Source organism: Bradyrhizobium sp. ORS 375, from assembly GCF_000239775.1.
Taxonomy (GTDB): Bacteria; Pseudomonadota; Alphaproteobacteria; order Rhizobiales; family Xanthobacteraceae; genus Bradyrhizobium.
In genome coordinates this window covers 1-9,244 of record NZ_CAFI01000065.1, presented here as the reverse complement: position 1 = coordinate 9,244, position 9,244 = coordinate 1, and the positions used below count along the sequence as shown (strand labels likewise).

The following is a 9,244-nucleotide window of genomic DNA, read 5'->3' as shown; positions in this document are numbered from 1 at the left end:
CTCACGCTTCGGCGTCTCGCGCTTGGCGGCCGCGCCAGCGCTGCGCGCAGCCTCGGCCTTCGGCCGCTCGCTCTTGCGGCGGTCGGTCGGTCGGTCGGATCGGCTTTGGGTGCGTTTGATGCGGCGGCTCATGCGAGGTGCGTATCCCAAAAGCCACTGCCAGTCACGGCGAAATCGCGATAAAGGCGGCAGGCATGTGTTCTGTCGAATCGATACGGATCGGAGCTGACCGAATGACGCTGACGCGACTGGCCCTGACGATCATGACGACGGCGCTGACTCTGAACGCCGCGCAGGCGCAGCAGAGCCCGATGCCGGATGACATCGCCTGGAAGCTGATCGAGATCGGCCGCGCCATCGATCCACCGAAGACCGCGGCGATCTACGCGCCGCTGCAGGCCAAGGAACCGTACACCGGCGTAAAGGTCCAGCGCGACATCCGCTACGGCACGGCCGAACGCAACCTGCTCGACGTGTTCGCGCCCGAGGCCGCGACCGCACCGCGCCCGATCCTGATCTTCGTCCACGGCGGCGCCTTCATCGGCGGCAACAAGCGCACCACGCCGGACAGCCCGTTCTACGACAACATCATGCTGTGGGCGGTGAAGAGCGGTTTCGTCGGCGTCAACATCACCTATCGCCTGGCGCCGAAATTCCCCTGGCCTGCCGGCGTCGAGGACGTCGCCAGCGCCGTGCAATGGGTGGCGGCCCATGCCGCCGAGAACGGCGGCGATCCCGCGCGCATCTTTCTGATGGGCCATTCCGCCGGCGCCGTGCACGTCGCGACCTACGTCGCGCATCCCGAATTCCACAAGGTCGGCGGCGGCGGGCTTGCCGGCGCAATCATGGCCTCCGGCGTCTACGACCTCACTGCGACGCCACTCGGCGATCAGGAGATGGCCTACTTCGGCACCGATCCCTCCCGCTTCAAGGAGCGCTCGTCGCTTCAGGGCCTGCAAGCCTCCGCCCTGCCGCTCATGATCGCTTCTGCCGAGCTCGACCCGCCGCGCTTCGTGGAGCAGTTCGATCTGTTGAAGCAGGCCGCGTGCAAGCGACAGATGGGTTGCGCCCGCGCGGTAATGCTGCCGCAGCACAGCCATATGTCGGAGGTGTATTCGATCAACACCGCCGATGACCGGCTGACGCGCGAGATTGCGGAATTCGTGCAGACGGGGAAGTAGCAAAGCACTCTCTGCACCGTCATTACGAGCGCAGCGAAGTAATCCAGGGCGGAACGAGGACTCTGGATTGCTTCGCTGCGCTCGCAATGACGTGGAGAGACCATGATGCGACATGAACAGCACGACATGTGGGGTCAGTGCGAGCAGCATCACCTCTCCTAACCCCCCCGCTCCTTGCGCAGCTTCGCCCAGTAGTCCAGGCGCTTCCGGATCTCGCGTTCGAAGCCGCGCTCGGGCGGGTCGTAGAACTGCTGACGGCCCAGGGCTTCGGGGAAGTAGTCCTGGCCCGAAAACGCGTCCGGCGCGTCGTGGTCGTACTGATAGCCCGAGCCGTAGCCTTCGCTCTGCATCAGCTTGGTCGGCGCATTGAGGATGTGCTTCGGCGGCAGCAGCGAGCCGCCCTCCTTCGCGACGCGCTTGGCGGCGCCGAAGGCCTTGTAGGCGGCGTTGGATTTCGGCGCGGTGGCGACGTAGATCACGGCTTGCGCGATGGCGAGCTCGCCTTCGGGCGAGCCGAGAAAATCGTAGGCGTCCTTGGCGGCATTGGCGATCACCAGCGCCTGCGGATCGGCGAGGCCGATGTCCTCGACCGCCATGCGGACGATGCGGCGCGCCAGGAACAGCGGGTCCTCGCCGGCGTCGAGCATGCGGGCGAAGTAGTACAGCGCGGCATCCGGATCGGAGCCGCGCACCGATTTGTGCATGGCCGAGATCAGGTTGTAGTGGCCGTCCGCCGATTTGTCGTAGATCGGCGCGCGCCGCTGCAGGATCTCCTGCAGTTGCACGGCGTTGAAGATCTCGCCCTTGCGCGCCGAGCGCCAGACTTCTTCGGCCAGCGTCAGCGACGCCCGGCCGTCGCCGTCGGCCATGCGGATCAGCACTGCGCGCGCTTCCTCATCGAGCGGCAGCTTGCGGCCTTCCACCGCTTCGGCATGGGCATAGAGCTTCTCGATCGCGGCGGCGTCGAGCGAATGAAAGACGAGCACGCGCGAGCGCGACAGCAGAGCGGCATTGAGCTCGAAGGAGGGGTTCTCGGTGGTCGCGCCGACCAGGACGACGGTGCCGTCCTCCATCACCGGAAGGAAGGAATCCTGCTGCGCGCGGTTGAAGCGATGCACCTCGTCGACGAACAACAGCGTACCCTGCCCGGTCTCGCGGCGGGCGCGGGCGGCATCGAACACCTTCTTCAGATCGGCAACGCCAGAGAACACCGCCGAGATCTGCTCAAAATGCAGCTCGGTGGCGTCGGCGAGCAGCCGCGCCACCGTGGTCTTGCCGGTGCCCGGCGGGCCCCAGAAGATCAGCGAGCCCAGCGTGCGCGTCTCCAGCATGCGCGTCAGCGCGCCGTCGGGGCCGAGGATGTGGTCCTGGCCAACCACATCCGACAGCTTGTGCGGACGCAGTCGCTCCGGCAGCGGCCGCGGCGCGTCATGCTCCATCCCCGCCGCAGCGAAGAGGCTTGGACCTCCCGGCTGAGGACGCTTCGGGCTCATCCGCCGAGCGTGACGTTGATCTGCTGGCCGCCGCGCAGCACGGTGATGCGCCAGAGCCTGGCCTGCTCGCGCGAGGCCTTGTCGAGATCGGTGGTCTTGGCGATCTTCTGGTTGTTGACGGCCATGATCACGTCGCCCTTCTGGAATCCGACATTGGCCGCCGTGGTGCCGTCGCCGGGCTCGAGAATGACGACGCCCTCGGTGTCGGCGTCGAGATGCAGCTCGTCGGCCACCGCCGGCGAGATGTTGGCGACCTTGGCGCCCTGGAACGGCGAGCGGCCGTTGATCACGATCTCGTTGCGCCCGGTGTCCGGCGCCGTCTCCAGCGCGACCGCGACCTTCACCGGCTTGCCGCCGCGCTGCACCTCGATCTGCGCCGTGCCGCCGAGCGGCCGGGTGGCAAAGCGGTAGTCGAAGGCGTTGGGGTCATCGACGGTCTGGCCGTCGATCGAGACAATCAGGTCCGACGACTTGATGCCGGCGCGCGCCGCCGGGCTGTTCGGCGTGACGCTCGCAACCAGCGCGCCGGTCGGCGAGCGCAGGCCGAGGCTCTCGGCGATCTCCGGCGTCACCGCCTGCAGCCGGGCACCGAGCCACGGACGCTTCACCGCCTTGCCGCCGGCCTTCGCCGAGGCGACGACGACGCGCACCATGTTGGCCGGGATCGCGAAGCCGATGCCCTGCGAGCCGCCGGACTTCGAATAGATCGCGGTGTTGATGCCGGCGAGGCGTCCGGTCATGTCGACCAGCGCGCCGCCGGAATTGCCGGGGTTGATGGCCGCGTCGGTCTGGATGAAGAACTGATAGTCGGTGATGCCGACCTGCGTGCGCGCCAAGGCCGAGACGATGCCGTGGGTCACGGTCTGGCCGACGCCGAACGGATTGCCGATCGCCAGCACGACGTCGCCGACAAGCAGATCATCGGAGTTTGCGAGCTCGAGCGTGGCAAACTGCTCCTTGGTGCCCTTCAGCCTGAGCACCGCCAGATCAGTGCGGCTGTCCTTGAGCACGATCTCGGCTTCGTACTCGCGCTTGTCGGCGAGCGACACCTTCACCTCGTCGGCGCCTTCAATCACGTGCACGTTGGTGACGACGAGGCCGGAGGCATCGATCATCACGCCAGAGCCGAGCGAGCGCTGCATCTGCTCCTGGGGGCCGCCCTGCAGGCCGAAGAAGCGGCGGAAGACCGGATCGTCGAGGAAGGGATTGCGGTTCTGCACCACCTTGGCGGCGTAGACGTTGACGACGGCCGGCTGCACGCGCTGCACGATCGGCGCGTAGGACAGCCGCAGCTCGGCCGCGGACTGCGGCACGCGCCGGTCCTGCGCCGCGAGCGGTGTGGCGGCCAGCAGCGACAGCAGCAGGGCCACGGTGGAGCGAATCATCGTCATGCGAACAATCCTGGGAAAATGACGGCTTCGATATAGGCGGAACGGCCGGTGCGGCCAAGCTCAGGCGGTCTGATGCGGCGTTTTGATGGTCTCTGCAACGGGGGCGCAGGAGAGCCGTTCGTGGTGGCGCTCCCCCCAGCTCCGCAAGACCTCAATGACAGGCCGCAGGCTCTCGCCGACCTCGGACAGCGTGTAGTCGACCCGCGGCGGAACCTCGGCATAGACTTTGCGGACCACGAGCCCATCCTCCTCCAGCGCGCGCAGCTGCTTGGTCAGCATGCGCTGGGTGATTCCCGGCATCAGCCGCTTGAGCTCGCCGAAGCGCTGGCTGCCGCCCTGCAGGTGGTAGAGGATGACGCCCTTCCACTTGCCGTCGATCAGATCAAGCGTGGCTTCGACCGCGCAGCCCGGACGGCGGGCGAAATTCTTCCGTTTCATCGTGCTTTGGCCCAATAGTATCCAAACGGGGACTAGTTCCCCGTTTTTACAGTACTTGTCGAAACGACGCCAGCAGGACAAGTAGACCCCATGAAAAGGCCAGCCAGGAGGTTGACATGAAGGCCGTCGGTTACCAGCAGTCGCTGCCCATCACCGAAGAGCGCGCGCTGTTCGATTTCGAGACCGCCAAGCCCGAGCCGAAAGGGCGCGACATCCGCGTCGCGGTGAAGGCGATCTCGGTCAATCCGGTCGACACCAAGGTGCGCAAGCGCGCCGCGCCGCCGGCCGGCGAGACCAAGATCCTCGGCTATGACGCCGCCGGCCTCGTCGAGGCGGTCGGCCCCGAGGTGACGCTGTTCAAGGCCGGCGACGAGGTGTTCTACGCCGGCTCGATCCTGCGCCAGGGCACCAACGCGGAGTTCCATCTCGTCGACGAGCGCATCGTCGGGGCCAAGCCGAAGACCCTGTCGTTCGCCGAGGCCGCCGCCCTGCCCCTGACCTCGATCACGGCCTGGGAGCTGCTGTTCGACCGGCTCGGCGCCGTTCCCGGCAAGAGCCTCGACGACCGCACTTTGCTGATCACCGGCGCGGCCGGCGGCGTCGGCTCGATCCTGATCCAGTTGGCCCGCCGCCTCACCGGCCTGACCGTGCTCGCGACAGCGACGCGGCCGGAATCGCGCGACTGGTGTCTTGCGCTCGGCGCCCACGCCGTCGTCGATCACGGCAAGCCGATGAAGGAGCAGATCGACGCGCTCAAGCTGCCGCCGGTCGGCCTCGTCGCGAGCCTCACCCACAGCGACCAGCACTACAAGGCGATCGCCGAGTTCATGGCGCCGCAGGGCAAGTTCGGCCTGATCGACGATCCCGCCGAGTTCTCGATCGCGGCCTTCAAGGGCAAGGCGATCTCGATCCATTGGGAGTCGATGTTCACGCGCTCCTCTTTCACGACGCCGGACATCATCGCCCAGCACAATCTGCTCAACGACGTCTCCGATCTGATCGACAAGGGCGTGATCCGCACCACCCTCGGCGACAATTACGGCACCATCAATGCCGCCAATCTCAAGCGCGCCCATGCGCTGATCGAGAGCAACACCTCGCGCGGCAAGATCGTGCTGGAGGGATGGGGCTGATAGCAAGGAGCGCGCTACAAGATGCGGTGATCTCTCCCCTCGTGGGAGAGGGCCTCACCGCCCTATCCACGCGCGCGGTTGGGTGAGGGGTATCTCTCGGCAGACTGCATACGCGGAGAAATACCCCTCACCCACACGCGCTTGCGGCGCTTTCCTACATGCTTTCTCCCGATCGCCGCTCCGAAGCAAATCTGCACGAGTCATCCTGATAGGCGTTGGATCAGCCACACTGCATCCCAGGTATGGACCTAGGATGAGCCAAAGGCGCATTGCGAAATCTCTCAGCAGCGACAAGTCGCGCCAGCACGTATCGATAGGATGGGCACGCGCCGCCTGCGACGCCGCTTTGTAGACCCTGTCGTCCACAAGGTGCTATTGATCCGGTCCCTCGTCACGACCGACATCGATGAGCAGCGGGCTATGATCAATGACGATGCGCACGTCTTTGTCACCGATCGCTATCATTGCGTCGCTGTCCGGCGCGACCGTTGCTTTGGACACGCACTCGAGGTCAGCGTCCATGGCCGTGTGAGCGGCGACCTCTTCAACAGGCTCGTCTTCGGTTGTCATCCCGAATTTGCCGGCTACGACGAACTGCAGGCGATGAGCACGGACCAGCTCATCACGCTAGCGCAGGATCGACTCGCGTCCGGCGCGTTGGACGCGTCGCTCGCGGATCCGCAAACCCGCGGCTGGACGCTTTACTTGCGCTTCGAAGTGTCGGCGCCGTGAGCACGCGCTCTGGCGGTACGCCGGAGCGCTGATGGTGCGGAGACCACTTTCCCCGCGCCTCAGCGCGGCGTGAACTGGTTCAGATCGAAGATGCCCATCTGCTGCTCCAGGGCGGCGACGCGAGCCGTCATTTTCTCGAAGCCGTCGGCGCCGAACAGCTCGTGCTCCTTTTTCTCGAAGTCCTCGGCCATGGCGTCGTATTCGTGCGCGGAGACGACGTCCTTCAGCTTCGGAAACAGCTCCGTGTCCTCGCGCGCGGCGTGCGGCCGGTACATCGTGATGAAGGACTGCATCGCGGCGACGAGTTGCCGGCGGTCGTCGGCATTGCTGCGGCCGGAGGGAGCGAGGCGAAGGACCGTCTCGGTCACCTTGCGTCCGGCCTCGTGCTGGCGCTCCAGCGTGCCGACGAGATCGGTCATCTTGCCGGCCGCCTTGAAGCGCGGGAAGACGTGCTGCTCCTCCGATTTCTCGTGATAGTCGTGGATGAAATCTCTGACGATCCCGGCCGACTGCGTCATCAGGCTCGGATCGAAATCCTCGTTGGCGCCGTACATCCGCATGCCGGCTTCGTACAGCATTAGCACGCGATCGAGCACGCCGTGCTCACGCATCAGGTCCTCGGGCGGCGTAACCTCCTCGCCGGGTTTCTCGGGCGCCTTCTCGCTTGGCGTGGCGCCCTTTGGCTGGGCGAAGGAGGGCCTGGTGAGCACGGCAGGCGCAGCGACCGCCGCGACCAGTCCGGTGAGCAGCAGCCGGCGCCGCTTGCTGGGTCCGATCACGTCCATCTGCGGTGCTCCCTTCGAAGAGCCGTTGCGGCGGTCGCCTGGCCGATCAGCGCCAGGCCTTCTCGTTCTTCTGCTCGTAGTCCTGGAACGCCTTGGCGAGGCCGCCGAGAACCTCGGCTGAGGTCTCGAACATCGCCTTCAGCTGCGGCTCGTCGACTTTGTCGATGTCTTCCCGCAGATGGTCTCGGATGTCCTGCAGCGCCTTCTGCATCTTCCTTGTATGGTGCCGGGGATCACGATCTGCTGCACTTGCCATGATCAGTCTCCTCGTTGTGAGATGGCTGGCCGTACGTCGGGAATGCCCGGCCAGACCGCGCCACAACCGGTGGCGAGCGGCCCCGTTCCAACCGGCAACGACACACCCGCGTGCGCAAGCTTCGCATGACGGGATCCCTGAGGGAGCCGATACCATGATCCATCACGGCGGATGCTTCTGCGGCGCGGTGCGCTTCGAATGCCGGGGCGAGCCGATCAACGTGCGCATCTGCCATTGCCGCAATTGCCAGAAGGCGATGGGATCGCCTTTTTTCGCCCGCGCGCTGTTTTCGCACGACGCGCTGACGATCCACGGCGAGACCGCGCGTTTCCCCTCCTCCGATCAGCTCGACCGGATGTTCTGCCCGCGCTGCGGCACGCGGCTGTTCTCCTGGCGCAACACCCGACCGGTGGTCGGCGTGGCGCTGGCCTGCTTCGACGACCCCAACGCCTTCGCACCGACCGAGCACATCTGGACCTCGGCCAGGATCGGCTGGGTCGCGATCGACGACGGCCTGCCGCAATTTCCGGAGAATCCCGCGTAGCATCGCGGAACCGTCGTCCCTATCTAGGACATGACACGTCTCCGGAACCTGCGCTTTGAACCCGTCCCTCTACGGCATCTCCGTCTGGATCCTGCCGGCCATCATCGCCATCACCTTTCATGAGGCCGCCCACGCCTATGTCGCCTGGCGCTTTGGCGACGACACCGCGTTGCAACTCGGTCGCGTGAGCTTCAACCCGATCAAGCATATCGACCCTGTCGGAACGATCCTGCTGCCGGGCATGCTGCTGCTGTCCGGGTCGCCCTTCCTGTTCGGCTATGCCAAGCCGGTCCCGGTCAATTTCCGCAATCTGCAGCCGCTGCGGACCGGCATGATCATGGTGGCCCTGGCGGGGCCGGCGACCAACATCGCGCTCGCGATCGCGGCCGCGCTGGCCTTCCACCTCCTGCCCCTGATACCGCCCGAGAGCGCGCGCTGGGTTGCCTCCAATCTGGTCAATGCCTTTTCCTTCAACATCCTGCTGGCGGTGTTCAACATGCTGCCGATTCCGCCGCTCGACGGCAGCCGGATTGCGGTCGGGCTGCTACCCGGGCTTCTGGCGCGGCCGTTCGCCCGGCTCGAGCCCTATGGCATGTTCATCCTGATCGGGTTTTTGATCCTGCTGCCCCTGGCGGGCTCCCAGTTCGGTCTCAATCTTAATCTTGTGTCAGGGCTGCTCCGCGCCACGACCGATTCTCTCCAGCAACTGCTTCTGCTATTGACGGGTAACGCATAAGTCTCCGCACCAGGGACGGTAAACGAGCTCCGAGGCACTCTTGGTCAAAGCCGCTGACATGATGATCGCGCGCCGCGCCGACACGCGCGCCCGTGCCGATTTCGCGACATGGAAGATGATCGCCAAGCTGAACGGCGCCTCCGGGCTGCCGCCGGCCGCCCAGGAGTTCCTGGCGAGCTACAAGACCCGGCTCACCGACATGACCGAGCACGAGGCGACCGAGGCCACCATCCGCGAGATGTACAAGGCCTATTATGCCGAGATGGGCGGCGGCGGCGCCCCGCCCGAGGTGAAGCCGGTCAAGGCCGAGCCGGTCACCGACAACGTCACCGCCTTCCGCAAGCTGCCGCCGAAGCCGAAGGCGGCCTCGAACGGCCCGGCCGCCCAGCGCAAGATCCCGGCGGCGCTGATCTTCGTCGGCCTGTGCGCTGTCTACGTGGCGATCCGGCTGTATTGGCCGTAACCGGGCAGCGCCGGCCTCACAGTGCCGCGCATCCTGCCGGTCAGATCTTGCTCGGCGGAAAATTCACCATCAGGCTCAATGGAATCTCGTCA

The 9,244-nt window shown here is 65.9% G+C and carries 11 protein-coding genes; 6 read left to right on the top strand and 5 right to left on the bottom strand.

From position 1 onward, the window contains the following. Positions 1-194: 194 nt before the first annotated feature. Positions 195-1,181: an alpha/beta hydrolase gene (locus tag BRAO375_RS05945; protein WP_009026549.1), complete on the top strand. Its 987-nt coding sequence runs from the start codon at positions 195-197 to the stop codon at positions 1,179-1,181. A 158-nt stretch (positions 1,182-1,339) separates the two neighbouring features. On the opposite strand, the gene BRAO375_RS05940 is transcribed toward BRAO375_RS05945, so the two are convergent. Genes BRAO375_RS05940 through BRAO375_RS05930 form a run of 3 tightly spaced genes read right to left on the bottom strand, consistent with a single transcriptional unit; the run spans position 1,340 to position 4,503 of the window. Next, positions 1,340-2,674, bottom strand: coding sequence for a replication-associated recombination protein A (locus BRAO375_RS05940; RefSeq protein WP_009026548.1), 1,335 nt, complete (start codon positions 2,672-2,674; stop codon positions 1,340-1,342). Beyond that, positions 2,671-4,065 carry a DegQ family serine endoprotease gene (locus BRAO375_RS05935; RefSeq protein ID WP_009026547.1) on the bottom strand — a complete coding sequence of 465 codons (1,395 nt, stop codon included), beginning with the start codon at positions 4,063-4,065 and terminating at the stop codon, positions 2,671-2,673. The genes BRAO375_RS05940 and BRAO375_RS05935 overlap by 4 nt, the downstream gene beginning before the upstream one ends. 60 nt (positions 4,066-4,125) lie before the next feature. After that, positions 4,126-4,503, bottom strand: coding sequence for a winged helix-turn-helix transcriptional regulator (locus BRAO375_RS05930; protein WP_009026546.1), 378 nt, complete (start codon positions 4,501-4,503; stop codon positions 4,126-4,128). Between the two features lie 116 nt (positions 4,504-4,619). On the opposite strand from BRAO375_RS05930, the gene BRAO375_RS05925 reads away from it, so the two are divergent. Together BRAO375_RS05925 and BRAO375_RS05920 are read left to right on the top strand one after the other, a co-directional pair. Beyond that, complete coding sequence (locus BRAO375_RS05925; RefSeq protein ID WP_009026545.1) at positions 4,620-5,636, top strand: zinc-binding alcohol dehydrogenase family protein; 1,017 nt, start codon at positions 4,620-4,622, stop codon at positions 5,634-5,636. A gap of 318 nt (positions 5,637-5,954) precedes the next feature. Next, positions 5,955-6,368 (top strand): hypothetical protein, encoded by a 414-nt coding sequence (locus tag BRAO375_RS05920; RefSeq protein ID WP_009026544.1) that lies wholly within the window; start codon positions 5,955-5,957, stop codon positions 6,366-6,368. Between the two features lie 59 nt (positions 6,369-6,427). On the opposite strand, the gene BRAO375_RS05915 is transcribed toward BRAO375_RS05920, so the two are convergent. Together BRAO375_RS05915 and BRAO375_RS05910 are read right to left on the bottom strand one after the other, a co-directional pair. Beyond that, the gene (locus tag BRAO375_RS05915) at positions 6,428-7,153 is read right to left on the bottom strand and encodes a hemerythrin domain-containing protein (protein ID WP_009026543.1); all 726 of its coding nucleotides are present in this window, start codon (positions 7,151-7,153) and stop codon (positions 6,428-6,430) included. Between the two features lie 46 nt (positions 7,154-7,199). After that, a complete protein-coding gene (locus BRAO375_RS05910; protein WP_035639146.1) occupies positions 7,200-7,409 on the bottom strand; it encodes a hypothetical protein in 210 nt (69 codons plus the stop codon). 154 nt (positions 7,410-7,563) lie between these two features. Here BRAO375_RS05910 and BRAO375_RS05905 point away from each other — a divergent pair, with 154 nt between their 5' ends. Genes BRAO375_RS05905 through BRAO375_RS05895 form a run of 3 tightly spaced genes read left to right on the top strand, consistent with a single transcriptional unit; the run spans position 7,564 to position 9,152 of the window. Next, on the top strand, positions 7,564-7,953 hold the full coding sequence (locus BRAO375_RS05905) for a GFA family protein (protein ID WP_009026542.1): 390 nt from the start codon (positions 7,564-7,566) through the stop codon (positions 7,951-7,953). Between the two features lie 55 nt (positions 7,954-8,008). Next, a complete protein-coding gene (locus tag BRAO375_RS05900; protein WP_009026541.1) occupies positions 8,009-8,689 on the top strand; it encodes a site-2 protease family protein in 681 nt (226 codons plus the stop codon). Between the two features lie 58 nt (positions 8,690-8,747). Then, positions 8,748-9,152 carry a hypothetical protein gene (locus tag BRAO375_RS05895; protein ID WP_009026540.1) on the top strand — a complete coding sequence of 135 codons (405 nt, stop codon included), beginning with the start codon at positions 8,748-8,750 and terminating at the stop codon, positions 9,150-9,152. Positions 9,153-9,244 lie beyond the last annotated feature (92 nt).